Origin of the sequence: Serratia microhaemolytica (assembly GCF_004011885.1) — a bacterium.
GTDB lineage: Bacteria > Pseudomonadota > Gammaproteobacteria > Enterobacterales > Enterobacteriaceae > Serratia_G > Serratia_G microhaemolytica.
The window spans coordinates 20166-45578 of record NZ_SBEF01000028.1; the positions used below are offsets into that span (position 1 = coordinate 20166).

The following is a 25413-nucleotide window of genomic DNA, read 5'->3' on the forward strand; positions in this document are numbered from 1 at the left end:
GCTCAACAGATTATTCTTTTATTCCATGATCACTATCTGCTCGCTTCCCTGCCATGCAGCACTATCACTTAATATGATCTTATCACCAGCACGTAACCCCCCCGTGATCTGGATAAAGTCGGCAGAACCCTGGCCAAAATTCACCTTGGTTTTGGTCGCGACTTTATCTTTTTCATCCAATTTATAGAGCGTGGAAGGAATATTGTTTTGGACATAAGGCGGCCGTTCGACAAACAACGTATTATCAATTTCACTAACCGCAATAAGCCCCTCTATACTGAGATCTGGACGGGCTTCCTGAGGTAAAGAGCCGGTTAACACAACATCCACTTTTACCGTGCCATTAATTACTGCCGGATCGACTCGGGATATTTTCCCGTCGAACTGACTGCGCCCAGTATTAATACTGACCGATTGCCCTAGCGCTAAATCTCGCGAATGCAGCTCCGGGATTTTTAACTCGGCATAAAGATCTTTTTCTGCTGCCAAACGCGCAATATTGCTGCCAGTGGTGATCCGCTGACCAGCCTGTAGAGAGATATCCTGCAACACGCCATCAATTGGAGAAGTCACGTTAAGAGACTGCATCGCCTGTTCATGAAGTGCCAGCAGTGAGGCTGACTTATTCAGTCGCATCAAATTGGCTTTTGCTTCAGCATCAACACGTTGCTTAAGTGTGGCCAGTCGTGTTTGTTCAAACTCGACCTGATGCCGATAGTGTTCCATATTAATTCTGGTAGTCTCATATTCCAGCCGTGGCACCGCTAACATGTACTCTTCCTGAGCCTTTAACCTGATTTCCAATGCCAGCAGACGAGACTTTGCCTCTAACAGAATCGCCTGCTGGTTTAATACGTTGTTCTTTAACTCGGCATTTTTTGCTGCGGTTTCGGCCTGTAAAGCATCGTATTCAAGCTTACTCTGCTGATACTGTTGTTCTACTGCCGCATTACTCATTCTGACCAGTAGATCCCCTCGTTTCACCCGCGCGCCAGCCTTATAACGGACTGATTCAATCCTTCCATCAACACTGGCTGCTACCCAGTGCAGTTCCTGCGGCAACAGTACACCATTGCCTCTCACCTTTACCGAAAAATCACCAAATCTGACTTCAGCGACTGAAAGACTGCTGCGTGCAATCTTATAAGGCGCAAGCTTAACGTTATAGGCCAGCAGTAACATTGCGACTACCGCCACCGCAACTATCAGTAGAATTAGGTATTTTCTAAAACGAAACCGTGTTGCCGTCTGTGCTAATGAAATATCCATCATCATCCTCTTAAGGTTACTGGCAGCAACAGTGCACAGAGTGTGCCAAAAACAAAGAATTAATTAATTTTTATTTATTTTCATATGGTTAATTTATTTCTCACTAAAAGGTAGGTGCTAATCCATGCACTATGCCTGCCATCATTTAGCGGCAGTTCTAACAAAATCCCATTAATGGGATGCTTTTGCCGTTGTCGTCAATTTTCTGTTGCGATACTGGGATATCAAGGTGATGGCAGGGGCAGTAAAATGCATGTGATATCGTGAACGGCTCACCGAGTTGGACACCCGACAGATCCACACCCTGGGTCGAAACCATTTACCAACAGTGTGTCAATCGATGCTAGGAGCCTTGGTATGAGTACGTATTTTGTCGGTGGAGGCAATATCGGCTCTGCGCTAGAGGTACAGGAGTTGGCCAAAGGCAATCGAGAATTCCGCCTGTTACTGAAATTAAACGTGTATTTTGATAATTCGGTTGCCACTAAACAGGGCGTTGATGATCGTGGGGGATTCTCGGCCTCTGTGCAGTTGTGGCACTATAAACGCCTAGCATTAGAGCACCCTAGCAGCGCGGAACGTCAGACCGCCGCCACCCGCTTTGATGAACGCTCAATAACACCACTTGCTCGGGAAATTGCCCCCCGGTGGATAGGACCGCTGCGTTTCATCAGATTCCAGATGTCTGCCAATCCAGAGGGCATTCCCTGGCATCTTGTTTTATTGCAGCAATTCGTTCAACACATAGCAGGTACTGCGCCCACCCGCATCGGCTTTGCACAACACGCCATGATTGAGCAGTTCATTGATATCGCGCTGCGCGGTATTAGACAGGTGACGGAGAACAGGAAACAGACAGACATGAGCGAAAGGCTCGTGCACTCTGCTGATCAGGAAAAGTGTCCGATGGACTTATCAGTGGACTGAAATATACTGGTTTTGAGTACGTTCCAGTGCTGCTGGATGGAACTCTGATCAGGTTTAAGTTTTATTTGATTCAGTTGTGGCGCTTAATCGCACGCACTGGAAGAAAATTTGGAGCGGGAAACGAGACTCGAACTCGCGACCCCGACCTTGGCAAGGTCGTGCTCTACCAACTGAGCTATTCCCGCTGAGAAGTGAAACTGCCACTGCCTTTCTTTATATTTTTTGTGGAGTATTTTTTATGCACTGCCGCCTGTAGCAGCAGTGTCAAATTTGGAGCGGGAAACGAGACTCGAACTCGCGACCCCGACCTTGGCAAGGTCGTGCTCTACCAACTGAGCTATTCCCGCAACGCGCACTAGCGAAATAACAATTTTTTCACCGGTACGGGATGCGCATTATACGAGAAATCATTTGCTCTGCAAGCCCCAAAAAGAAAAAAAGCGCAAATCGCTTGCGTTCGCTGCTTTAAGCACCAGTCCGTTGAATTAATCGCCACATCATAGCAGCTAGAGATCAACCGGCTGTATCCCGATAGTTTACCCACTATCACTGCAAATGCGTTCACTTCACTATTTGGCACGTTAGCACTCCATCTGCCAGCACTGGCTTACGGCTGGATAAAGTGCTGACGGTAGTAGCGCAGTTCCGCCACCGATTCACGGATATCATCCAGCGCCTGGTGGGTATTACGTTTTTTGAAGTCGGCCAAAATCTCCGGTTTCCAGCGCCTTACCAACTCTTTCAGGGTGCTGACATCCAGATAGCGGTAATGAAAGTAGCGCTCTAACGTTGGCATATAGCGGAACAAAAAACGGCGGTCTTGGCCGATGCTGTTACCGCAGATCGGTGATTTGCCTGCTGGTACCCAAGCTTGTAAAAATTCCAGTGTCGCCTGTTCTGCTGCCTGCTCATTAAACTGGCTGGCTTTTACACGTTCCACCAAACCGCTACCCGTGTGCGTGCGCACATTCCATTCATCCATTAATGCCAGTTGCTCTGCCGGTTGATGCACCGCGATCACTGGCCCTTCAGCCAAAATATTCAGATTAGCGTCGGTGATCAGGGTGGCGATCTCGATAATGCGGTCATGTTCAGGATCGAGCCCAGTCATTTCAAGGTCGATCCAAATCAGATGGTTTTCGTTTGCAGTCATGGGAGTTCCAGAGAAAAGTTACTAGCAGAGCCGATCCCTGCTGGTGAGCAGGTTGCCAATATCTAAAGCGGCAAACAAGCGTTATTTAATATAAAATAGCGCGTATAGTACCTATACTTAATGTTATCTGGTACCACCCAGTTGCAATTCAAGTGAGACCTTGTGAGTAAAAACAGACTGTCCAAAGGCCAGCAGCGCCGCGTGCAAGCCAACCATCAGCGCCGCCTGAGAGGCGGAGAGAACAAGCCAGAACTGGATGATAGCCAACTGGGTGAGTCACAACCAGGGGTTGTGGTCAGCCGTTTTGGTGTTCATGCCGAAGTGGAGGCCAATGACGGTTCTCTACATCGCTGTAATATCCGCCGCACTGTGCGTTCGCTGGTGACCGGCGATCGTGTTGTTTGGCGTCCGAGTCTCAGTGCCAGCACGGCTAACGGCATTGTTGAGGCGGTACATGAACGCAGTTCGGTATTGACGCGACCCGATTACTACGATGGCATGAAACCGATTGCCGCCAATGTGGATCAGATCGTGATTGTCTCGGCGATCTTGCCCGAGCTTTCGCTTAATATCATCGATCGCTATCTGGTCGCTTGTGAAACTCTCGCAATTGAACCCTTGATTGTGCTGAATAAAATTGATCTGCTTGACCAGCAGGCGCGCCAGCAAGTTGAGACACAGATGGCGATTTATCGCCAACTTAACTATCGCGTGTTGGCGCTCTCCAGCCACAGCAGCGAAGGAATGGCAGCATTGGCTCAGGCGTTGGTTGGCCGCATCACCATTTTTGCTGGGCAGTCTGGTGTGGGAAAATCAAGCTTGGTGAATGCATTACTGCCCGATAATCAACAAAAAATTATAGTTAATGCAGTTTCTGATGGCTCCGGTTTGGGGCAGCACACCACAACTGCCGCGCGCTTGTATCACTTCCCACTAGGTGGAGATGTTATTGATTCACCTGGCGTTCGTGAGTTCGGTTTGTGGCATTTAGCGCCAGAGCAGGTCACTTGGGGCTATATTGAGTTTCGCGACTATCTTGGTGGTTGCAAGTTTCGTGACTGTCGGCATGCCTCCGATCCTGGTTGCGCAATTCGTGCAGCGGTCGATGCTGGCAAGATTGCCAGAGAACGTTTTGAAAATTATCACCGCATCCTGGAGAGTATGGCGCAGGTGAAGGTGCGTAAGAATTTTAATCAAACCGAGAATTGAATCCGTGTGTGCAGACTGACTGCCAGCAGTCTCCCCCGCTGATCACCCTATTTTTGCTGGAGAGTAACATGCTAGATAGCATCAAAATTAAAACTCAGTACGGGTTACCGAGAATGGCATTGACTCGTTTCGCTGGTTGGCTAGCCAACAAACGCGTGCGCTGGTTAACACAACTGCTGGTCTCGGCTTTTGTGCGTTACTATCGGGTCAACATGCAGGAGGCACAGAACCCGGATATCCGCTCTTATGCCACATTTAATGACTTCTTTGCCCGTGCATTGCATGACGGTGCGCGGCCGATAGTGGCGGAACCTGAACTGCTGGCACTGCCTGCAGATGGTGCGATTAGCCAACTAGGTCGCATCGAAGAGGGGCAACTGTTTCAGGCCAAAGGGCACTACTACAGCCTGGAAGCGCTATTGGCAGGTAATGAACAGCTTGCTGAACAGTTTCGTCACGGCCTGTTTGCTACCACCTATCTGGCGCCGCGTGATTATCACCGTGTACACATGCCTTGTGATGCGGTGTTACGTGAAATGATCTATGTGCCTGGTGATCTGTTTTCGGTAAACCAGCTCACTGCTGCTCATGTACCTAATCTGTTTGCCCGCAATGAGCGGGTGATTTGTGTGTTTGATACTGATGTTGGCACGATGGTACAGATTTTGGTTGGGGCGACTATTGTCGGCAGTATTGAAACCGTTTGGGCTGGCACAGTCACCCCACCCAGAGAGGGGATCATCAAACGCTGGCGTTACCCAGCCGCCGATCAACCCGGTGCCGTTGTGCTGGCAAAAGGTGAGATGATGGGCTGCTTTAAGCTGGGTTCAACGGTGATTAACTTATTTACTCCAGGTAAGATTGCTTTTGTACCGACCTTAAGCAGTGGTAGTGTGACCCGAATGGGGCAAGCTTTCGGCAGCGTGCTCCACACGCCATCGATAGAGATAGCGCCATAACAGACAGAGGGAAATTGATGCTGTGCGCCTAATTATTTTAATATTATTCAGCATATTTATGGTGCAGCCTGTATTGGCTGCCCAAGTTCCCAGCGAATCGCTGTTGCGCCAGGAGTTAAAACAGGTTGAGGCTAATAAGAGCACGCCAAACCAAGCAGAGGTGATTGAGACGCTGCAAAGTGCGCTCAACTGGTTGGGAGAGTTGCGAGAGTCGCAGCGTAACGCTGAACAGTATCAGCGTGTGATTAACGATTTTCCCAACCTGATTGAAGAGATACGCCAACAAATAACGGAAGAGAAGTTGCGTATTATTCTGCCCAGTAGCGACTTATCGGTCAGTGCGCTTGAACAACTGGCGGTACAGACCAGCAGCCAATTGTTGGAGCGCGCGCGTTTGTTGCAACAGGAGTTAGAGCAATCGCGTGAGATCAGTGATTCGTTGAGCCAGTTGCCACAGCAACAGAGTGAAGCGCGTCGCGCGTTAACCGAGGTACAGCGCCGGTTACAGGCGCTCGGTAGTAACCCGACAACACCACTGGCGAATGCCAAACTGACACAACTACAGGCTGAGACTGCGGCAAGAAAAGCGGAACTGACCGAACTTGAGCTGGCTCAGCTTTCAGCCAATAACCGCCAAGAATTGGCGCGTCTTCGTGTTGAGCTGTACAAAAAGCAGCATGAAAAAACTGATCTGCGGCTACAGGCACTGCGGCGCCAACTGACGCAACAGCGACAGCGCGAAGCAGAGCAGGTGTTAGAGAGGACGGAACTGCTGGCTGAACAGACCAGCGATTTGCCGACCAGCTTGCGCCAACAGTTGCAGACTAACCGTAACCTTTCGGCCGCATTAAATCAGCAGGCCAAGCAGCGTGATCAGATCGCTTCACAGCAGCGCTTGGTTGCCGCACAAACACTACAGGTACGTCAGGCGTTAAGTACCATCATTGAGCAATCGCAATGGCTGGGAACCTCCAGCGCACTGGGCGAGACACTGCGCGCTCAGGTGGCAACACTGCCGGATATGCCGAAGCCGCAGCAACTTGATCGCGCTATGGCGGAATTGCGGGTGCAACGGTTACAGTTTGAGCGTCAGCTAGATAGCCTGACCCGGCACGCCCAGACACTCAAGCAAGATGATGGCTCACCGCTCACCGAAGCGCAGCAGCAACTGGTGGAAGCACAAATTGCCACTCAGCGAGAGTTGCTCAACTCGCTACTTTCCGGTTGCGATGCACAGATTCTTGAGCTGACCAAATTGCGTGTTGCGAACTCTCAGTTGGTTGAGGCGCTGAATGATATCCGCAATGCCGCACATCGCTACCTGTTCTGGGTGCCAGATGTGGCACCGATCACCTTCTCCTATCTGCTACATGTTGGGCAGGATCTGACGCGCTTGCTGTCATTGGACACCCTAACTCAGTTGAGTGGTGCCTCAATGATGATGCTGACCAGCCAGGAGACGCTGATACCGCTGTTTGGCGCGCTGCTGCTAGTAATAGTGAGTATTGGTTCACGTAAGCACTATCAAGCTTTTCTGCAGCGAGCCAGTAGCAAAGTCGGTAAAGTCACCCAAGATAAATTTGTGCTGACGCTCAATACCGTGTTCTGGTCGATCCTGGCGGCACTACCGCTACCGGTATTGTGGGCTGCGCTCGGCTTTGGCTTGCAAAATGCCTGGCCTTATCCGGTCGCGGTTGCCATCGGTTACGGTGTTACCGCGACACTACCGGTGTTGTGGGTATGTATGATCAGCGCGGCATTCGCCCATCCACAGGGGCTATTTATTGCTCACTTCCGCTGGCAGGAAAGACAGGTTTCGCGCGTTATGCGCTACTACAAAATGTCAGTTTGGCTGGTGGTGCCGCTGATCATGGCGCAGATCACCTTCGACAATCTTAATGAACGCGAGTTTTCCAGTACCTTAGGCCGGCTCTGTTTTATTCTGCTCTGCCTGGCGCTAGCGCTACTGACGCACAATCTGAAGCGTGCGGGTGTGCCGCTTTATTTAGACAAGCGCGGTTCCGGCGACAATATCATTAACGCCGCCATGTGGGGGCTGCTGTTCTCTGCTCCGCTGATTGCCGCACTGGCTTCTACTATTGGCTACTTATCTACCGCCCAGAAACTGCTGACACGCCTGGAGACATCCGTGTCAATCTGGTTCCTGCTGCTGGTGGTCTACCACATTATTCGCCGATGGATGCTGATCCAGCGGCGGCGTATTGCCTTTGAACGTGCCAAACAGCGCCGTGCCGATATCTTGGCACAACGGGCAAAAAATGAGGGGGAGGCTGCCAATCAGACACCAAACAGCACTGAAGGGGCGATTGAGGTTGATGAAGCCGAGTTGGATCTTGATACCATCAGCGCCCAATCACTTCAATTGGTGCGCTCGATCCTGACGATGATCGCCCTGGTTTCGGTGATTGTCTTATGGTCTGAAATCCACTCCGCGTTTGGCTTTTTAGAAAATATCCGCTTGTGGGAAGTGAGTTCAATGGTGAATGGGATGAGTGTCGCTGTGCCAATTACCATGGGCTCGGTACTGATCGCAGTGCTGATCCTGTTAGTGACCATGCAGTTGGTACGCAACCTGCCGGCACTGCTGGAACTTGGGGTGTTGCAACACCTGGTGTTAACACCGGGCACGGGTTATGCGATCACCACCATCACCAAATACCTATTACTGCTATTGGGTGCCATCCTCAGTTTCTCCTGGATCGGCATCGAATGGTCAAAACTGCAATGGGTGATCACCGCACTCAGTGTCGGTTTGGGTTTTGGTATGCAGGAGATCTTCTCCAACTTTATCTCTGGGTTGATCATCCTGTTTGAAAAACCGATCCGGATTGGCGATACCGTGACCATCCGCAACCTAACCGGCACTATCACCAAAATCAATACGCGCGCTACCACCATCTCTGACTGGGATCGCAAAGAGATTATCGTGCCAAACAAGGCATTTATTACCGAGCAATTTGTCAACTGGTCACTTTCCGACAACATCACCCGTGTGGTGTTGACTGTGCCAGCACCGGCAGAAGCCAGCAGTGAGGAGATCACAAAAATCCTGGCAGATGCGGCCGCACGCTGCCCATTAGTGCTAGAGAATCCCGTGCCAGAAGTTTACTTGATGGATTTGCAACAAGGCATACAGATATTCGAACTGCGTATTTACGCCGCAGAGATGGCACATCGCTTGCCAATCCGCCACGATATTCACCAGTTAATCCTGGCAGGATACCGCGAGCATGGCATTATTTTGCCTTATCCTCCGTTCCAAATCCGCAGTGAAACACTGGCACGCAACCTGAACAGCAGCGCGGCAACTCAGTTACCTGAACGTGGAGCGAAACGCGAAGCGGGCGAGCTATAATACAAAACGGGAGCCAATCGGCTCCCGTTGCGTTGTTGTGTCAGGTGATCATACGCGCTGCAATGGTGCGCCATCGGTTAGCCAACGCGTAACAACTAAACGCTGAGCGCAATAACTGCTAAGCGCGATCAACCGGGAAAGCGATCACTTCAGCTAAGCTTTCTGCTTCCAGCGCCAACATCACCAGACGATCGACCCCCAAGGCAACCCCTGAACACTCCGGCATCCCCTGATGCAACGCATCCAACAGATGTTGATCTATCGGTTGCACCGGCAAACCACGCGCAGCACGTTTGCGGTTATCCTGCTCAAAACGTTGGCGCTGCTCGTCGCTATCGGTCAGTTCACGGAAACCGTTCGCCAGCTCAATCCCTTTAAAGTAGACCTCGAACCGTTCAGCAACACGATGATCTTCGGTGCTAATCTCAGCCAACGCGGCCTGTGAAGCAGGGAAGTGATAGATAAATACCGGTTTGTTGCGACCAATATGAGGCTCAACACCGACCATAAACAGCAGTTGCAACAAGGTATCTCGATCTTCTTCTGTTTCGGCAATGTTGCTCAGATCGAGCTTGGCCGCCGCTTCACGCAATTGCGCCTTCTCAGCCGAGAGCGGATCAATATCAAGATGACGCAAGAAAGCTTGTTGATATGACAGCGTTTCTGCACTGTCGCAGCCTAACACCTGCTGTAACAGGTCATCGACCTCATTCATTAAGCGGTACATATCGTAGTGTGGCCGGTACCACTCCAGCATAGTAAATTCCGGATTATGGTGACGACCAGCCTCTTCATTACGGAAGCTGCGCCCTAACTGATAAATCGGCCCACTCCCCGCAGCCAACAGCCGCTTCATGTGGTACTCCGGGCTGGTCATCAAATAGAGCGTTAGCCCCTCTGCTGCACCAGGGCCAACAAAATGGGTTTGAAAGGCAGAGAGGTGAATATCGGTAACCGTCGCTTGGCTCATTGCCGGTGTTTCCACTTCTAACACAGCGCGATCAGCAAAGAAACGCCGGATTTCAGCGAGGATCTCTGCTCGCTTTAATAAATTGGCGATCGGTGCGCTTGGCTGCCAGCTTGCCGTTTCGCTCATGGTGATTACTCCGAAATCAAACAGGGGGTGCAGTCTACTCGCATCTTGCGCCGCAAACAAATTCTTCGCTGTTACCATTTTTATGTACTTTATTTTTAGATGGATACGCTATAAAACAGACTTTTGTGATTGCCAAAAACTATAGCTTTCTCAACGCTTGTTGATGGAAATATGCCTTCGACATGACTATCTCATTCATCAAGCAGGTATCTCGTACTGCAATGCACAGTGACCATCAGTGTCACTGCTGGCGGTGATAAAGTGAATTTGGGCGGGAAAGCTGACCCTGTTCAATCAGACAAGAGCAATCAAGCATTCAATCAGACAGTAACTTGCTAAGTAGACGTTGCAGCGACTGAACATCTTCATCATCAAACTTGGCCGTTAGCTGAAGTAATCCTGTCAAGTGATGTGGTAGCAGTTCGTCAAGTAATAGACTGCCCGTCTCGGTAATGTCGATCAGCCAAGACCTGCGGTCATCACGTTGATGGTGGCGCTGAATTAAATCACGCGCCTCCAGTGAGTCGAGCACACTGGTAATGCCAGAACGTGTCAGCCCAGCTTTTTCTGCGATGTCAGAAGGTTTCAGTGAACCATAATGGCGCAGCAACAAAAGAGCGATAAATTGCCCCTCAGGTAACTGAAAATCAGCCAAAGTTGTCGCACATTGTCGCGTAACACGTCCAACAGCACTAGCCAAACTGACGATCAATTGCAACCGTTCTGGTGCAATACCTTGGTAACGAATAGCTTGCCCCATTAGGGCATCATATTTAGTTTGCATAGTTGTTTAGTGAGCTCCTCATCCCTTCACCGAGGCAGTAGCTCTATTTTGGTACAGAGCCGTTCGATCGGTAACTGGCTTAAGTTATGCCAATTTTTTAAAAAAACCAATCGATTAATATTTATTTCACATATCACTTGCTGCATCCGCACATTTTAGTATGATGCAGAATAGTTATTTAGCGTACTATATTGCATCATACTAAATACGGGTACTCAAAGAGCGCCAATAGATTCAGCCGTGTCAGTGACCAACTGAGTAAATTACCAACAGCAGCGATCGCGTTTTGTCCACACCATCACCTATCAGATGGAACTCAACCACCCGCCCATTTTATAAGGAAAGTAAAATAATGTCTCATTCAGCTCCACTACGTCCCAGTAATTCACCACTGTTTTTAATCTGGCTGATTCTGTTATTGGCGCCTATCGGGCAAATGGCAATTGATATCTATGTTACTTCGTTACCTTTGATGGCAGAATCTTTTGCTGTCGGCAGCAAACAAATCCAACTCAGTGTTTCGGCATATATGATTGCGTTTGCAATCGGGCAATTACTCTATGGTCCATTGTCTGATGCTATTGGCCGTAAACCAGCGTTACTTATCGGTATAGCGATTTACCTATTGGGTAGTGTGCTGGCAATCAACACTGACTCACTCAGTATTTTTATCGTGGCACGTGTACTACAGGGGTTGGGCATTACAACTGCCTCGGTGGTGATGAAAGCGATTGCTACTGATAATTTCAAGGGACAGCAGCTATCCAATACACTGACTTATATGGTCATTGCTTGGGGGATGGGGCCAATTATTGCTCCTGTGATTGGCGCACAACTACAGGATCTCTTTGGCTGGCAAAGTAACCTCTATTTTCTCGCCGGCTACGGCACTATTTTATTTGTTATGGTTGCTGCGGGTTACCGTGAGTCTTTACCACAAGCGGTACCACTCAAACGTGACATTCTGCTTGGTAACACCAAGCAGATCATCGCTAATCGTGAATTTCAATTGTGCTTTATTACCATGGGGTTATGCTACGCTTTATTGCTAACTTTCAATATCTGCGCGCCGTTCATGATACAGGAGGTGCTTGGAAAAAGTCCGGTTTACTTTGGCAACATAGCATTAGCGCTCGGCGCCACCTATTTTGCTGGCGTATTCTCAAACCGCCTCAATGCTGGTCGTGTGCCGCCTGAACGGCTAGTACGCATTGCCGCCAGCATTAACTTGCTGGTTGGGGCAGCAATGCTGTTGATAGCCTTATTGCGCCCGTTGGGGGTGATTGAACTGGTGCTCCCCTCGCTGTTGCTCACCTTCTGTGCTGGTGTTGTTTACCCAAATCTAATGGCACGTGGCGTTTCACTTTTTCCACAACTGGCTGGTTTATCAAGCTCAGTGCTCGGTTGTACCCTGATGGTTTGTGCCGGCTTGATCACTGTGCTAGCAAGTTGGCTTCCACTAAATAGCCTAGTGCCGTTGGCCAGTTTATATGCGGTTATCAGCCTGCTCTGCTTTTTTACGCTTCGCCGCCTCTACCCAAAGTCCAACAATCAAGCCTTAGCTGTTGCTAAATGAACCGGAGATGGTAATGAAACACTCTCATTTTTCTACTCGTCAGATCGCGGGGCGTGTCATTTCACCTATTGGCCTCGGTTGTATGGGCATGTCGGAGTTCTATGGATCAACTGATGACATCAAATCGCTTGACATACTGGAGACAGCTATTGAACTTGGTGTCGAACATTTCGACACCGCAGATATGTATGGTAATGGCCACAATGAAACATTACTGGGTCGATTCCTGAGTGTTCCGGGGCGTCGAAATAAAATTCTGTTAGCCAGCAAATGTGGGATTGTAAGAGACTCACACGACCACAGCGCCCGTTTGATAGACAATTCTCCTGAATATATCATTTCTGCATGTGAACGCAGTGTACAACGCTTGGGAACTCACATTGATCTCTATTACCTGCATAGAATTGCTAACAATGGGAAGCATATTGAGCAGAGTATGGAGGGCATGGCACATCTACTGTCAGAAAGGAAAATAGGTGCTGTTGGTTTATCCGAGGCGAACTCTGATGTAATTCGACGAGCCGATGCTGCCTTACGTCGTTTGACTAACGGTAAGCACGGTATTAGTGCTGTGCAATCAGAATATTCTTTGCTAACGCGTACCGTGGAAGGGAATGGTGTTTTAACAACCTGTGAACAACTGGGCGCGGCTTTTGTAGCATATAGCCCGATCAGTAGAGGGTTATTGAGTGAACATTTTGATAACGTTGAAAATCTGGCGATCGACGACTTTAGGCGTGGTTTGCCTCGTTTTTCTGCCGTTGCTTTTGAGCATAATAGGAAAATAATATGCGAAATCAGTTTTATTGCAAAACGTTATGGTGCCAGCATTGCTCAAGTGGCGTTGTCTTGGCTGTTACATCGTTCTCCCATCGTGCATCCTATCCCAGGCACTAAGCAACTTAGCTATCTTCAACAAAATATTGCAGCTAAACAGCTCCAACTGACAGCAATAGAACTGCTTCAACTTGATAATCTACTTGTTTGTCATCACATACAAGGTGAACGTTACCCCCCATCAGCATTGGCCAGCTTTTCTATGGATCACTAATTGGTACTGTTGCTGATGTTAAACACTGTTCATTAAACCGCATGAGCAGTGTTTATCAACAAACACGATCAACCATCAACTTTAACCGTCAGTATTGGTCTGTTTTTTCATCACTGCGCGATAGAGTAATGCATCCAATTCGGTATTATCTGTTGCTGATGGATGCGTTAACTCGCTGTTGGGCATCTCACTGGCTAGCGACTGGGTAATGAAGGCGTGGATCAACTCTCGGCGTGAACCATACTCGGCTTCTCCCGCTTGCTGTTTGAATGTTAGCAACTGTTCAATTTCTGCTAGTAAAGCGCGATCTTGCACCATGGCAGTGAGTAGCGTTGCAAATTCAATCGGCGGAATGCCTTTTCCAGCTTCGATCCAGCGCACGGCTAATAATGGACGCAACACGTAGAAGTATTTCTTTAATCTGACCTGTTCACTCTGCAAATAGCCAAGGAAATTTTTTCGCGCCATAGAAAAGTAGTGCCAGCGTGCGCGTAATGGCGAGAACCAGTGCGCTAGATGCTGCTGTAACCATAAAACCGTTTCGTCCATTTCCCGATAGATCACAGGGGAGTGTAACCACTCGGCCAGTGTTGGGTTGGCTTGTTTATACAGGCCAAGTGCTTTGCGTAACTCCCAGCCAGACACATCAAGTTGATCATCTATCGGTAATTCGATCACATCCCTTTGTGATTCAACAGTTAAATACCACTCTGGTGGGTGAACATAGAGAAAACGTACATCATAGTCGCTATCTGGCGAAGCAAATCCCCAGGCTCGGCTGCCAGATTCACAGGCATATAACACGCGAACATTCCGCTGTTGTTCAATTTCGCGCAGTACGTGCTGCACTTTCTCACGCATCGCTAAGCTGACACCGTGTAACTGCTCCATAATCTGCCCTATTGTAATATTTATAAAAATTAGCTTTGCTGGCTCTCGTGTCCCGCATCAAAGTGACCCGTGCGTTTATCGGCTTGGGGTAATTGACTAAATACGGCTCAAGCAATCCAGTGCAATTGCCTTAAAGCTGGCGAAGTCGTTGCTGCCCAGCAGGCGATGCATTGAACGTTCACGCACAAAGGTAACAAACAGATCGTAGATTGCCATTGCTTCTTCATAATCCGTCTTGCTGATTGCCAGCAGAAAAATGACGTAAGCCATCTCTCCTTCACCCCAAGCGATACCTTGTGGTGCCAGTAGTGTGACCACTACGGTCTTTTTCGCTAACAGCCCCAGCGAATGAGGCAACGCGATACCTTCACCCAGCACTGTCGAGACAATGGCCTCTCGCTCAACCACCGAATGATAGAAATCACTATCGACATAACCTTCCTGCTCCAATTGGCGACAGACCTTAGCAAACAGTTGCTGTTGAGTCAGTGGTTCGTTCAGCACCATAAAATGGTTAGCATCAAAAAATTTCTCCAGCATGTATGGCCTGGTACGATCCACCAGCACCAGCTTGCCGAGTTGCTCGAGCTGATATTCAGTAGGGAAAGGCGACATCACCACCACCGGTTTATTTTTCTCACCGATGCGCGCATTGGAGATGACAAAGTCCTCCTCAATGTGCTGCAACAATTCATAATCACGCAGCGAGATAATGCGCGTCATCACCAGTTGTGGATACTTACGCGCGATTTGCGCCTGGATCATTCTCACTGTTGAGTTACCGGTATCACACACGAGCATCACTTGCGGATGGCGTTGGTAGCCAATATGGTAGTGGCGTTCCAGACCGGCACCAATATGCAATACCAGGTAACCAATCTCATTTTCGCTCAAGGTGTAGGGGGTGTGTTTGCCCCAACTCGACACAGCCGCCAGTGTCACATCGTAGGCCATTGGGTAGTGCTGTTTGATGTTGGATAGCAGTGGGTTGGGGATGTTGATCTGATATTTAACCCGGGTGATCATCGTTTTGATATGGGTGAGCAGATCAGCACGTAACTGTTTGTCTGACTGAAGGTTATAGTTATAGTGCGAGTTGATGTAGGCCAGAATGTAATCCACCAGCGCTTCATCATCATCGGCGTTGATCTTGCTCGGTTGCACACTCTGTACTCGGCGTGCGGCAATGCTTACCCGCAGGTATGCCTCTTCCGCAGCTGAAATCTCTTTGTTGGCCGCTTGCTGTAACTCGTCTGCCAGTCGGAGCGAAACTTGGCGCACCGCTTCGTCTTCTTCTTCTACATCAAAATCCTGTAACGGGTAACCGTCGATGATGCGCCGTAGCGCGACCGTGCAGTAAAAAACCAGGTACTGTTCACTCTCGTCAGTAACGCGAATGTCATAACGTGACAGCAACGGGTGGAGTAGCTGACTAAAAATTTGCCGTTGTGGCTGTTGCAGTATCTCACTGTCGAGCAGTGATTGCTCTGCATCAGCCAAGTGCCATTGAAATAGCAGATCAGTTAAACAGGAGCGGATCGCCATCTCTGAACCAAACAGTTTCATGCCATAACGTGGCTTGGATTCAATCGATAATTGATAACCTGCCAAGTGTTCTCTCACCTCAGCCATATCGTTTTGCAACGTACCACGGCTTACAAACCATTCATCAGCAATATCTTCCAGCTTAATTGAGAAGGCTGAGGTCAAAAAACGCACTAACAGATGATGTACCCGTTCCTGTGCGCTACGCGGTGTGGTTCGCCTTTTGCTCTCCTGCTGCTGTAGTGCGCTGAACAATTCAGCATCATTGATCTGCAAGCGGTAGCCGACCCCGCGCTGGTGGATAAAACAGGCACCGTAGTTTTCCAGTATCTCATTCAGTGCGGTGACATCGGTGCGTACTGTGCGGGTGGAAACGGCGAAACGTTTCGCCAACTCTTCCTGGGGTAATGTTTCAGACTGTAGAGCATCAAACAGCGATGCCAAGCGGGGATAGGGGAATTTGACCATATGCGTTCCGTTATAAATGCACTCACCTAATCACAGCAGGTGAGCCACAAGTGACTCCACTGTTAGCAGAAGCGGCATAGCGTGAATAGCAGGGCTAATGTGCAGATCAGTGATACATGGCCTCAACGCAGGTTGTAGCCTCTGAGTTTTCCCCTGATACTGTTCCGGTTACTCTTCCTGCTATCACGCTGTAGATTAACACCTTACCCATCCGCTATTTTCGCTGAGCATGTTACCGTCAGGCTGTGCCAGAAAATTTGACCAGAACACGGCGTTCGAAATTTTAGCGAACACATGCCGCAAAAAATCTTTTCATGATCAGCATATTGCGTTTTTTCATCTTACCAGGCAGATTGGCGGCACCAACATGCTGGTCGGGTTAGGCTGCTAAGCTAACAGTACACTTTGAGCAACCGCTAACGGTTGCCATTAACTGCAAGTCATCAAAGACAACACCTGGGCGTTAGCGGCTCAAGGTGCGATCTACGTTTAAGCTAACGTAGATCGCGCTGTTATCCGAGAAGTTTTTTAGTGATCTCCAGCAGCGTTTTAACATCTTCCGGGCGTGTGTGACCACTCTCTGGGTCAATGATTGAGCTGTAAATATGTGGGATCACCTGTTTAACGCCAGCACGCAGTGCAATTTCAAGCAGCGGCTCGAAATTGTCCAGATCGATACCACCGGTCGGCTCCAGCATAAAATCATATTCAGCACAAGCTTGCGCGACGTACTGGTACTCGTCTTTGTGCTTTAAGCCGCCCATTGGGAAGTATTTAATCGAGCTTCCCCCCATGTCTTTCAGCAACGCAATCGCAGTTTCCACCGGTACAATACCGTCTGGCGCTTGTGCGCTGAGTGGCCCGGTAGATATTTTCACCCAGCCAACACGGCCGGTGGGCGAGACCAGCCCGTTGACTACAGTCTCACTCTGCCCCAGCAGCGCGCGACTGGTAGCAACACCGGTAAACACCTGATTAACATGCTGTGGCTGTACCTGCTGTGCGATCAGGCTGACCATCATCGACTGTTTCGGATCACCTGCGCCTAATCCAATCGAGAGTGCATTGTCAATCAATGCGGCATAACTGCGCATATCGCTGATGGCGCTCTCCACATCAGGATAATTTTTCGATAGTACACCAACCAGTACATGGCCTTGTGCTGCTTCATACACTTGCTGTGCATTCTGTTTTGAGCCGGCTAATACATTCAAACAGACGCGATCTTGATAGTAATTGGGGGTCAACTTCATGCCGGTTACTCCGCAAACAGATTTTTAATACAGTGAAAAACAGTCATCAGTTGTTGTTGATCAACACTACGCACATCAACCTCGATTTTGCCTTCGTTGGCCTTATAACCACGGAAATAGATGGCAATCTCGCCATTTTTCAAGCGCTCAACAATCTCACTGGTAGAGATGCCCAATAACGCCTCATTAAACGTGATTTCGGCACGGGCGATATCACGTCCAGCGCTATCCCAGACGGTTCTGGCACTAATACCTGCGAGTTTATTCAGCGCTTCGATAAATGGATCCATGCGCTCAACCATTTGCGCACCGCTGATCTTGGGTTGTGTCAGGTAATTTTCTATCGCCTGTGTCAGGCCAAGAATGCCCTCTTTGCCCACCTTCATCGCCCGACCAATACCATTCGACTGCTGCTTAACCCATTCAATATATTGTTTTTTACCAATAACCAGGCCACTGGTTGGCCCTTCAATCGCTTTTGCACCGCTGTAGATCACCAGATCAGCACCGCTCTGGTAGTAACACTGTAGATCTTCTTCTGCTGCGGCATCGACAATCAATGGCAACTGGTGTTGGCGTGCTACTTCAGCCGCTTGCGCTACTGACAGCATACTTTTCTGCACGCAGTGATGAGATTTAACATAGAGAATTGCCGCTGTCTGCGGCGTAATGGCAGCAGCCAATTGTGCGGCTGAGCATTCGTTGGCGTAGCCAGCCTCGACCACTTTACCGCCCCCCAGTGCAATCATGGTGTCAACCGGAGCACCAAAATTGACGTTGTGACCACGCGGCAAGACAATTTCGCGCGGTTCATTGACTGGCGCTGAGTGCAGATTCAGCAGTAGGTTGGCGTTATCTTTCACGATCACCGCTGCAACAGCCTGTGCAATGCCGGCTGAAGCGCAGGAGACCACCACTGCGGCTTCAACATTCAACAGGTTGGCAATATAAGCACCACTGTTATTAACCAGTTGCTTGATTTCAAAATAGTGATTCAGACCAACATTGACTGCATCAATCACCGACTGACTGGGCGTCGACACACCGAGAATGGTCATACGCCCAGAGGTATTAATAACTTGTTTTAAATTATATTTTTCATGGATTGAAGTCATGGATGGCTTTTCCCTCGTTGGTTAACAGAACCTCTCCCGCCACCACCGCTGCCAGTGGCACTAACCACTGCTCACCGGTTACTGACTCGTCTTCCGCATCAGTAAACAGTTTCGGTGTGCTACGGAGATCAAAAATTGTCAGATCTGCATCGAAGCCGACCTTAAGCTGGCCTTTGTACGGTAGACGCAGTGCTGAGGCCGCATTTTCTGTCACACAGGCGATCACTTGTGGCAATGAAAGTCCGATAGTAAAAAATTTCGACATGACCGCAGCCAGGCTGTAAACCGGCCCTTCGATACGGTTGCGGCAATAGATATCCGAGCTGATGGTATGTGGCAGCACACCTAGCGCAATTGCCTGGCGCGCCACGGCAAAACTGAAACTGGCACTGCCGTGACCAACATCCAGCAATACACCGCGTTTTAGTGCCCGTTCGACCGAGGCACGTAGCTGCCCAGAAGGGGTAAGAATGCGATTAGGTTTGCCGTTATAGCAGTGGGTAATGATGTCACCTTGAGTCAGCAATTCGGCAATTTGGTCTAAGTCTGGCGGATTATTGCCAATGTGTACCATCAGCGGCAGTTGCTGATGTTCGCGCTGGATCTGTTTGGCTAACTGCAACGGCTTAATGCCATTGTCACCAACCACGCTGCTACTGAGCCGCGCCTTCAGACCGATGACAAAGTCTTTTTTATCCTGAAGCGTTCTGCTGATCTGCTGTGGGTTGATATCGTTGATATCTGCCAGCTCATTTTGTCGTAGCAGGCCAATACGCGAAATATTGAGAAAGGCAAGCACCTGGGTTTTTACCGTGCGGGTTAACGCGTAAAAGTGATCAATATCGTCAGTGCCGGTACTGCCTGCATCCACGACCGTGGTGACACCAGACTCAACACCAACACGGTCGGGGGCGTCATGATAGATCGGTGAAGCGGGGTAACAGTGTACATGGCTGTCGATCCAGCCCGCACTCAGACGGTAGTTACCTGCCAGATCCAGTGAGCGCAAGGCGGTTGCTTCTGTTGGCAGTTGCCCAATGGCAGCAATTTTCCCTTTATTGACCGCGACATCGGCCAGAGTATCATCCACTAGCCGGGCACGCCGGATGATCAGGTCATACATAGTTGCGACTCCTGCACCCACCCCGGCAACATGCGGGGTGGGTACGCGCTAATTTAAGAGATGGCGACTGGGAAAATCGCCCCTAAAATCATCGCCCCAAGAATGGCACCACCGGTAATGGGTTTACCCCAGATGTAGAACAGCAGCGCACCAAATAAAGAACCAATGCCAATTGGAATGGAAGCTGCGATGGCCGAGAGGATAATCAGTGGGCCAAGAAAACGCCCCGAAGAGTTACCTGCGCCCATCATGACATCAGCACCATAGGTGGAGTTGCTTTGATTAATGGTGAACTTGCGCGCCAGAATGATCACATAACCAATCAACAGCCCAATCAACAGCCCGGTTACGATCGAGGCGGCAAAATTTTGCAGCGGAAACATAATACCGGCGCCGAGCAGCAGTGCCGGAACACCCAATCCGACGCCAGTCTGGATCGCACCGCCGATATCGAGGATCCCAACCAGCGAGCCTTCGATAATACGCGCAAACAGGAAGCTGGCACCAAAAGCGGCAACAGCACCATAGACACCGGTGTCGATACCGGTACGTAGCATGGCGACAAAAGCCACTTCATTAAATGCACCGATACCGTGCATGTAGTACATATGGGTTCCTGCGAACACCCCCGCAGAGAGTAGACCAACAAAAATCGGGAACGACCAGTCGGCGTACCAAAAACCTTTTTGAGTTTGCGTTTCCATCACTCGGCTCCTTATTTACCGCTCAGCGAGTTGTGTACCGCGTTCAACCAGTCTGGAATAGCTAGGCTGAACGATTGGATCATTTTGAGATCAAAACCACGGAAGAAGGCGCTGAGCACGAACAGCAATACAATCACCGCCATCATGATTTTGGTTACTTTATTCCAACCGCTTTCTTCCACACCTTTACCAATCAGGATCCCGAGCACTAACCCCGGCACCGCATTGCCCATAATCAACTGCGCCAAACCACCAAAGATGGTGCCCCAGAAGCCTGAGCGTTTACCGGCCTCAATCGCTGCTAACCAGAAGATAACCGGCATCACTATGTTGACCAGTAAGTTAGCTGCTGGCACCAACACCTTGATGGCGGTGACTTGCAGTGCTTCTGGCACCGCAGAGGCGGTAGTATTCAGGAAACTGACCACCAACATGCCAATAATGCCGCAGGCAATCGCCATTTTTTTCGGGTTGTGCAGTGTTTCTGCCACATTGCGGTTTTTAACCATCAATGCAGCAGCCCCCCAGTTGGGAATAATGCGGTGATCAACATCTTGAGTGAAGGCACCTGCCGCCACGGAAGAAGCCCAAGCATTAAAGAAGAAACCAAGACCAAAAGAGAAGTGAGAGGCAGGATCACCTTCGCAGGAATTCAGTTCACCGAGGGTACGAAATGCCCCCATCCCCTGAGTTGTTGGCGCATGGAACATTCGAGCGGCACCGGCACCAACACCGACCCCGACCAATCCCCCGATAATGATCGACTTAAACAAAATGATTAAAAACATCACGCGGTCCTTTTGTGCTAACGCTTTTTATTTGGTGTCGAAAACGACCTTTTCGGTATTGATGATCGTTACGTTCACCGTTATTTCCAAAGAAACGCTATAGCTTTTTCTTTCTCTCGGAAGAAAGAAAAACAAAAAACGCTCTTTAATAGTTTTTTCTTCTGCTTTTAATACGCGTACATCCTGTGGTTCAATACGTAGCAGAATATTATTGGTTGACTTTAACACCGCACCCTGAACACCCGCTAAAGCCACAGCAAAGGCTTTGGCTTTACTATCACCTTTACCTTCTACTTTAACTGATGTGGTGTAGTGCTGTTTCATTATGCGTCACCCTGTTTTTTCAGGTAAGCCTCAACCAGTTTTTGCCCCAGCTCCTCTTTATCCATAAAACCAAAACCGAGCACATTGTAGCCTTCATTAATTGCAGTAACGCCCTCTTCAATAGAACGCATACCGTATTTAGCTTTATAGCCATGCTTATTCTGCGCCGTAATTGCGCCTGCACCGCCACTGCCACAGAAAGAGATCCCTAACTGTGCATTCTCGGCTTTCATCACATCACCCAGTTTCATGTCTGCAGCCACGCCGGGAATAACAATCGCCTTAGCGCCTGATTTTTCAATACCTTGTCCAACTTTCTGACCTTTCCCCAGACGATCACCGATCACAACGGTAATTTTCCCCATGATACTTCCTCCTGATTAACACTATAGTTTGTTAACAATCGACATTAATCTGTGATTAACCACGATTATTGACTATGGTTACTTGTGAACTATGGTTGATTATTATCTCTGGCCACTTCAAAGTGTACAGAGAGTAAATAAGCCTCTTCTATTGGCAGGGTGTTGAATTTATTTACCACCTGCTTCGCTAACCGCATAGACTCGTCGGAAATCTCTTCAAAAAGCGATTTATCCACTTCCGGTAATGGCTCCCCGGTCATTGAACGCAGCACCATCGCACGCACATGCGACTCTAGCATCTGTTGCTGTACTGCATTGGTATAAATGCTTTTTTCTGCCAACATTGCGGTGATATCAGCCAGTAGTTGCGTGGTTACCGCGCTAGCAGCGCTGACATCTGCTTGTATTATTTTATTTACCACTGCAATTCCTTCACTCACTTTTCAGTCACCTCTGGAACAGATATTCATCTGTAAATCGTCAATGCATCACTCTCCTCATCCTTTAAAACTGTTCGTGCCACTGTTGAAGGTATTGCATCTACGGTAGCCTAAACTAAAAGATAAGAACCACAACTTTTTACTCGGATTACCCTAACTGTTAGCCCCCAAGCTGTGTAGACCGTTTTTTTCCAGTTCAAACTGGAAATTCGGTGGTAGTGGGTATGAATTTTGCAATACCTCCAAGATTAACGTAATTAATAACTCAACAACGCATATTACCCAGAGCAATAAACATGACTAAACAAGCTGAGTGAAAATGGGGGCTGCTGGGTCTCGGTCAGTAACCGCTATCAATGCTGTTTTTTTCAACATTTGATGCCTGGAGTGGTGAATTGCACTTGCATGAGCGATGTGGAAAGGTATAATGCCCACGTTTTCCGCATACTGCTTCAGTGCCGAAGTGGCGAAATCGGTAGACGCAGTTGATTCAAAATCAACCGCCTTCGGGTGTGCCGGTTCGAGTCCGGCCTTCGGCACCAACAGTATTAAATCAAGCTACCTTCGGGTGGCTTTTTTTATGTCTACAGCCTTCGACTTACACACATATCTTATTGTTTAATATATCTATTTTTAATAGTGGGCAGATTGTCTAGATGCCAGGCGCATGTGGTGCCGTATGAGTTCAAGGGGCATCAAGCGGCACATTGCGGTAGATACACATTGCCAAGCGTAGCGAACTTCATACCTTCAAAGTCATACCCCAACGCTGGGTCGTTGAACGTTCTTTTGCATGGCTTGAAAAATGCCGACGGCCGAGCCAAAAACGGTCGTATCTGATATTATTAATGTACGCTTTCATTGTGTACATTTTGCTGGCGGGTAAGCTTTGATGTACAATTTTAGTACGTACAATTAGGAGAACTTAATCATGCCTCAAACCCCTGTAGAAACTAATGACCGTATGTCTCTACGTATAGCCTCAGATGACAAGTTGCTGTTAATGCGTGCAGCTGCTTTACAGCACACCAACTTGACTGAGTTTGTGCTGCGCAATGTGATGTCAGTAGCACGGCAGATTATCGACGAGAATGAGCGACTGGCGCTGACCGAAAGAGACAGTCTGCGTGTTTTGGAACTGTTGGATAATCCGCCAGCCCCTAATGATAAATTAATGGCTGCGGCATTTGCCATTCCGAAGCAATCATGAAACAACTAATCTGGCACGAAGAACCCATTGGTAAACATCATGATCGTGGTGCTTTCGATTGTGGAGATGAGGTATTAAATCAATTTCTATATCGACACGCTCGGCAGAGTCATGAAAAAGGTGGCGCAAAAACCTATGTCGCGATTAGTGAGCACAGTGAAAAAATCTTGGGTTATTACAGTCTAAGTCCCGCCTCGATTGCCTATGAACGAGTACCGGAGGTAATTAAACGCAACCTGGCTCGACATGATGTTCCAGTATTTCGGCTTGGTCGTCTGGCGGTAGATCTTTCAGTGCAGAGTCAAGGACTCGGTGGTCAGTTATTGCTCGTAGCTGGGCGTCGTTGCTTGTTGGTGGCTGCTCAGGCAGGTGGGGTGGCATTGCTGATTGATGCCAAGAATGAACGTGTTGCCGAATGGTATGCTAGCTATGGTGCGGTTCCGCTGTTGGATGCCCGTCTGTCTTTACTGTTACCATTCAAAACAATACATGCCGCGCTGACTACTGCGGGGAAACTGTGACCCGTGGTTGATATCAATCACTAAATGATACCCGTAAAGTTGGCGGTTATCACAACTACCCGGTCACTACCCCTAGCCATGCGTTACCAGGCAGCAAGCCTTGAGCCTTTTGATTTGTTGGTTGAGTTGGGAAGAGACTGTGTTGGTGCGATACAGTTACTGAATGTTGATGAAGAACCGACAGATTTATTCTCGATAAACTATCGTCCGCTTTCTGATGCAGAGATCGCCACAAGATTGCGTAATACCACGGCAGCTTTGTTACCTGGTCGGCAGTATGATACTGACGATTTGCGCCTATCAATTGCCGGAGCACAAGAAAAAACGGCTTTACTGTGGCATCAAGAGCAATGGTGTTTGCCAGAAGCTAGCACCCCAACGACGCATATTTTCAAGTTACCACTCGGGCTGGTTGGTAATATGAAAGCGAATATGAGTAGGTCGATTGAAAATGAATGGCTATGTTCTTGGATCCTTGAGGAGTTTGGGATCCCCGTGGCAAAAACGCAGATTGCGCAGCTTGAAGATCATAAGACATTGATTGTTGAGCGTTTTGATAGGAGGTGGTCGGGCGATCGGCAATGGATCGTTCGCTTGCCACAAGAGGATATGTGTCAGGCTCTGGGGATTTCTCCACTACGAAAATACCAGTCTGATGGTGGGCCGGGTATTGCCGATATTATGGCCATACTGAGTCATTCAGACCAGGCTGAACGGGACAAGGCATTGTTCTTTATGGCTAAGATTATTTTCTGGCTGATAGCGGCCACGGATGGGCATGCCAAAAATTTCAGTATCGCTATTGAGCCACAAGGCTTAGAGCCTATCTCAATAGGAGTTTATTCCACACAATAAGTCCGCAGGCAAAATGCAACATGGCCTCGTAATTTTCAGCCTTTTTCTCCCAGCGAACCAATAAACGACGATATCGATTAAGCCAGCTATGTGTCCGTTCAACCACCCAGCGGCGGGCTTTCATACCAGGCTCTTTTTTCAGCGCGTCTGACTCCGCTTTTCTGCCTTGAATATGCGGAATATAACGGCGTGCTTTTAACTCGCTTTCCAACCAGTTCGCTTTATAGCCGTTATCCAAACATAAGTGCAATCGAGCACCGGGTTTCCCCGTTTCAAGCGCATCGAGCGTTTGCTTCACCAGGTTGATGTCATGAATATTTGCCGACGCAATCACGCAGGAGAGCGGCAATCCGTTGGCATCGGTCAGCAGACTACGCTTGCTCCCCTGTTTTCCACGGTCTGTCGGGTTGC

At 48.9% G+C, this 25413-nt stretch carries 23 protein-coding genes, 3 tRNA genes and 2 pseudogenes; 11 read left to right on the forward strand and 17 right to left on the reverse strand.

Annotated features, from left to right (window positions below; translation table 11 throughout):
• Positions 1-18: 18 nt before the first annotated feature.
• Entirely contained in the window at positions 19-1269 is a 1251-nt protein-coding gene (locus EOJ37_RS10185) for an efflux RND transporter periplasmic adaptor subunit (protein ID WP_127959817.1), read from the reverse strand.
• Between the two features lie 357 nt (positions 1270-1626).
• Here EOJ37_RS10185 and EOJ37_RS15145 point away from each other — a divergent pair, with 357 nt between their 5' ends.
• Positions 1627-2196, forward strand: a complete 570-nt coding sequence (locus tag EOJ37_RS15145) for a single stranded DNA-binding domain-containing protein (protein WP_206194046.1) — start codon at positions 1627-1629, stop codon at positions 2194-2196.
• Positions 2197-2305: 109 nt separating this feature from the next.
• Here the strand turns inward: EOJ37_RS15145 and EOJ37_RS10200 are convergent.
• The 3 genes from EOJ37_RS10200 to orn form a co-directional block, all read right to left on the reverse strand.
• Positions 2306-2381: transfer RNA gene (locus EOJ37_RS10200), tRNA-Gly, on the reverse strand.
• 86 nt (positions 2382-2467) lie between these two features.
• Positions 2468-2543: transfer RNA gene (locus tag EOJ37_RS10205), tRNA-Gly, on the reverse strand.
• Positions 2544-2803: 260 nt separating this feature from the next.
• Positions 2804-3349: an oligoribonuclease gene (orn, locus tag EOJ37_RS10210; RefSeq protein WP_127959818.1), complete on the reverse strand. Its 546-nt coding sequence runs from the start codon at positions 3347-3349 to the stop codon at positions 2804-2806.
• Between the two features lie 162 nt (positions 3350-3511).
• Between orn and rsgA the strand changes: the two genes are divergently transcribed.
• From rsgA to mscM, 3 genes are all read left to right on the forward strand, one after another.
• Complete coding sequence (gene rsgA, locus EOJ37_RS10215) at positions 3512-4558, forward strand: small ribosomal subunit biogenesis GTPase RsgA (protein ID WP_127959819.1); 1047 nt, start codon at positions 3512-3514, stop codon at positions 4556-4558.
• A 68-nt stretch (positions 4559-4626) separates the two neighbouring features.
• Positions 4627-5517, forward strand: a complete 891-nt coding sequence (asd, locus tag EOJ37_RS10220; RefSeq protein WP_127959820.1) for an archaetidylserine decarboxylase — start codon at positions 4627-4629, stop codon at positions 5515-5517.
• Between the two features lie 58 nt (positions 5518-5575).
• Positions 5576-8893, forward strand: a complete 3318-nt coding sequence (gene mscM / locus EOJ37_RS10225) for a miniconductance mechanosensitive channel MscM (protein ID WP_240651698.1) — start codon at positions 5576-5578, stop codon at positions 8891-8893.
• Positions 8894-9011: 118 nt separating this feature from the next.
• On the opposite strand, the gene epmA is transcribed toward mscM, so the two are convergent.
• Positions 9012-9989, reverse strand: a complete 978-nt coding sequence (gene epmA / locus EOJ37_RS10230) for an elongation factor P--(R)-beta-lysine ligase (RefSeq protein WP_127959822.1) — start codon at positions 9987-9989, stop codon at positions 9012-9014.
• A gap of 316 nt (positions 9990-10305) precedes the next feature.
• Entirely contained in the window at positions 10306-10773 is a 468-nt protein-coding gene (locus EOJ37_RS10235) for a MarR family winged helix-turn-helix transcriptional regulator (protein ID WP_127959823.1), read from the reverse strand.
• Between the two features lie 352 nt (positions 10774-11125).
• On the opposite strand from EOJ37_RS10235, the gene EOJ37_RS10240 reads away from it, so the two are divergent.
• Together EOJ37_RS10240 and EOJ37_RS10245 are read left to right on the forward strand one after the other, a co-directional pair.
• Positions 11126-12349 carry a multidrug effflux MFS transporter gene (locus tag EOJ37_RS10240; protein ID WP_127959824.1) on the forward strand — a complete coding sequence of 408 codons (1224 nt, stop codon included), beginning with the start codon at positions 11126-11128 and terminating at the stop codon, positions 12347-12349.
• 13 nt (positions 12350-12362) lie between these two features.
• Positions 12363-13400, forward strand: a complete 1038-nt coding sequence (locus EOJ37_RS10245; protein ID WP_127959825.1) for an aldo/keto reductase — start codon at positions 12363-12365, stop codon at positions 13398-13400.
• An 81-nt stretch (positions 13401-13481) separates the two neighbouring features.
• On the opposite strand, the gene EOJ37_RS10250 is transcribed toward EOJ37_RS10245, so the two are convergent.
• The 10 genes from EOJ37_RS10250 to EOJ37_RS10295 all read right to left on the reverse strand — a co-directional run bounded on the left by EOJ37_RS10250 (position 13482) and on the right by EOJ37_RS10295 (position 22398).
• Positions 13482-14291, reverse strand: a complete 810-nt coding sequence (locus tag EOJ37_RS10250) for a nucleotidyltransferase domain-containing protein (RefSeq protein WP_127959826.1) — start codon at positions 14289-14291, stop codon at positions 13482-13484.
• 96 nt (positions 14292-14387) lie between these two features.
• On the reverse strand, positions 14388-16304 hold the full coding sequence (locus tag EOJ37_RS10255) for a BglG family transcription antiterminator (protein ID WP_127959827.1): 1917 nt from the start codon (positions 16302-16304) through the stop codon (positions 14388-14390).
• Positions 16305-16816: 512 nt separating this feature from the next.
• Positions 16817-17557 carry a 2-dehydro-3-deoxy-phosphogluconate aldolase gene (gene dagF / locus EOJ37_RS10260; RefSeq protein WP_127959828.1) on the reverse strand — a complete coding sequence of 247 codons (741 nt, stop codon included), beginning with the start codon at positions 17555-17557 and terminating at the stop codon, positions 16817-16819.
• A gap of 5 nt (positions 17558-17562) precedes the next feature.
• Complete coding sequence (locus tag EOJ37_RS10265; RefSeq protein WP_127959829.1) at positions 17563-18672, reverse strand: DgaE family pyridoxal phosphate-dependent ammonia lyase; 1110 nt, start codon at positions 18670-18672, stop codon at positions 17563-17565.
• Positions 18656-19795 (reverse strand): amidohydrolase/deacetylase family metallohydrolase, encoded by a 1140-nt coding sequence (locus tag EOJ37_RS10270; protein WP_127959830.1) that lies wholly within the window; start codon positions 19793-19795, stop codon positions 18656-18658. The genes EOJ37_RS10265 and EOJ37_RS10270 overlap by 17 nt, the downstream gene beginning before the upstream one ends.
• A gap of 53 nt (positions 19796-19848) precedes the next feature.
• Positions 19849-20499 carry a DUF4310 family protein gene (locus EOJ37_RS10275; protein ID WP_162473686.1) on the reverse strand — a complete coding sequence of 217 codons (651 nt, stop codon included), beginning with the start codon at positions 20497-20499 and terminating at the stop codon, positions 19849-19851.
• An 11-nt stretch (positions 20500-20510) separates the two neighbouring features.
• Positions 20511-21287, reverse strand: a complete 777-nt coding sequence (locus tag EOJ37_RS10280; protein WP_127959832.1) for a DUF4311 domain-containing protein — start codon at positions 21285-21287, stop codon at positions 20511-20513.
• Between the two features lie 27 nt (positions 21288-21314).
• The gene (locus tag EOJ37_RS10285; RefSeq protein ID WP_127959833.1) at positions 21315-21611 is read right to left on the reverse strand and encodes a DUF4312 family protein; all 297 of its coding nucleotides are present in this window, start codon (positions 21609-21611) and stop codon (positions 21315-21317) included.
• Positions 21611-21976 (reverse strand): SFCGS family glycine-rich protein, encoded by a 366-nt coding sequence (locus tag EOJ37_RS10290; RefSeq protein ID WP_127959834.1) that lies wholly within the window; start codon positions 21974-21976, stop codon positions 21611-21613. The genes EOJ37_RS10285 and EOJ37_RS10290 overlap by 1 nt, the downstream gene beginning before the upstream one ends.
• An 89-nt stretch (positions 21977-22065) precedes the next feature.
• Positions 22066-22398 carry a glycine dehydrogenase gene (locus tag EOJ37_RS10295; protein WP_420820632.1) on the reverse strand — a complete coding sequence of 111 codons (333 nt, stop codon included), beginning with the start codon at positions 22396-22398 and terminating at the stop codon, positions 22066-22068.
• A 475-nt stretch (positions 22399-22873) separates the two neighbouring features.
• Between EOJ37_RS10295 and EOJ37_RS10300 the strand changes: the two genes are divergently transcribed.
• From EOJ37_RS10300 to EOJ37_RS10320, 5 genes and pseudogenes are all read left to right on the forward strand, one after another.
• Positions 22874-22958: transfer RNA gene (locus EOJ37_RS10300), tRNA-Leu, on the forward strand.
• Positions 22959-23132: 174 nt separating this feature from the next.
• A pseudogene (locus tag EOJ37_RS10305) lies at positions 23133-23231 on the forward strand (IS5/IS1182 family transposase); the annotation flags it as partial.
• Positions 23232-23347: 116 nt separating this feature from the next.
• Positions 23348-23626, forward strand: coding sequence for a type II toxin-antitoxin system TacA family antitoxin (locus tag EOJ37_RS10310; protein ID WP_127959836.1), 279 nt, complete (start codon positions 23348-23350; stop codon positions 23624-23626).
• Positions 23623-24147 (forward strand): GNAT family N-acetyltransferase, encoded by a 525-nt coding sequence (locus EOJ37_RS10315; protein ID WP_127959837.1) that lies wholly within the window; start codon positions 23623-23625, stop codon positions 24145-24147. The genes EOJ37_RS10310 and EOJ37_RS10315 overlap by 4 nt, the downstream gene beginning before the upstream one ends.
• A 72-nt stretch (positions 24148-24219) precedes the next feature.
• Positions 24220-24957 (forward strand): annotated as a pseudogene (locus EOJ37_RS10320) (HipA domain-containing protein); the annotation flags it as partial.
• 13 nt (positions 24958-24970) lie between these two features.
• Here the strand turns inward: EOJ37_RS10320 and EOJ37_RS10325 are convergent.
• On the reverse strand, positions 24971-25413 hold a 443-nt coding region (locus EOJ37_RS10325), incomplete at its 5' end, for an IS5 family transposase (RefSeq protein ID WP_127959838.1).

Bases quoted from the DNA above. Each gene is read 5' to 3' on its own strand.
- EOJ37_RS10185 (WP_127959817.1), bottom strand. From the start codon at position 1,269: ATGGATATTTCATTAGCACAGACGGCAACACGGTTTCGTTTTAGAAAA.
- EOJ37_RS15145 (WP_206194046.1), top strand. From the start codon at position 1,627: ATGAGTACGTATTTTGTCGGTGGAGGCAATATCGGCTCTGCGCTAGAG.
- orn (WP_127959818.1), bottom strand. From the start codon at position 3,349: ATGACTGCAAACGAAAACCATCTGATTTGGATCGACCTTGAAATGACT.
- asd (WP_127959820.1), top strand. From the start codon at position 4,627: ATGCTAGATAGCATCAAAATTAAAACTCAGTACGGGTTACCGAGAATG.
- mscM (WP_240651698.1), top strand. From the start codon at position 5,576: ATGGTGCAGCCTGTATTGGCTGCCCAAGTTCCCAGCGAATCGCTGTTG.
- epmA (WP_127959822.1), bottom strand. From the start codon at position 9,989: ATGAGCGAAACGGCAAGCTGGCAGCCAAGCGCACCGATCGCCAATTTA.
- EOJ37_RS10235 (WP_127959823.1), bottom strand. From the start codon at position 10,773: ATGCAAACTAAATATGATGCCCTAATGGGGCAAGCTATTCGTTACCAA.
- EOJ37_RS10240 (WP_127959824.1), top strand. From the start codon at position 11,126: ATGTCTCATTCAGCTCCACTACGTCCCAGTAATTCACCACTGTTTTTA.
- EOJ37_RS10245 (WP_127959825.1), top strand. From the start codon at position 12,363: ATGAAACACTCTCATTTTTCTACTCGTCAGATCGCGGGGCGTGTCATT.
- EOJ37_RS10250 (WP_127959826.1), bottom strand. From the start codon at position 14,291: ATGGAGCAGTTACACGGTGTCAGCTTAGCGATGCGTGAGAAAGTGCAG.
- EOJ37_RS10255 (WP_127959827.1), bottom strand. From the start codon at position 16,304: ATGGTCAAATTCCCCTATCCCCGCTTGGCATCGCTGTTTGATGCTCTA.
- dagF (WP_127959828.1), bottom strand. From the start codon at position 17,557: ATGAAGTTGACCCCCAATTACTATCAAGATCGCGTCTGTTTGAATGTA.
- EOJ37_RS10265 (WP_127959829.1), bottom strand. From the start codon at position 18,672: ATGACTTCAATCCATGAAAAATATAATTTAAAACAAGTTATTAATACC.
- EOJ37_RS10270 (WP_127959830.1), bottom strand. From the start codon at position 19,795: ATGTATGACCTGATCATCCGGCGTGCCCGGCTAGTGGATGATACTCTG.
- EOJ37_RS10275 (WP_162473686.1), bottom strand. From the start codon at position 20,499: ATGGAAACGCAAACTCAAAAAGGTTTTTGGTACGCCGACTGGTCGTTC.
- EOJ37_RS10280 (WP_127959832.1), bottom strand. From the start codon at position 21,287: ATGTTTTTAATCATTTTGTTTAAGTCGATCATTATCGGGGGATTGGTC.
- EOJ37_RS10285 (WP_127959833.1), bottom strand. From the start codon at position 21,611: ATGAAACAGCACTACACCACATCAGTTAAAGTAGAAGGTAAAGGTGAT.
- EOJ37_RS10290 (WP_127959834.1), bottom strand. From the start codon at position 21,976: ATGGGGAAAATTACCGTTGTGATCGGTGATCGTCTGGGGAAAGGTCAG.
- EOJ37_RS10310 (WP_127959836.1), top strand. From the start codon at position 23,348: ATGCCTCAAACCCCTGTAGAAACTAATGACCGTATGTCTCTACGTATA.
- EOJ37_RS10315 (WP_127959837.1), top strand. From the start codon at position 23,623: ATGAAACAACTAATCTGGCACGAAGAACCCATTGGTAAACATCATGAT.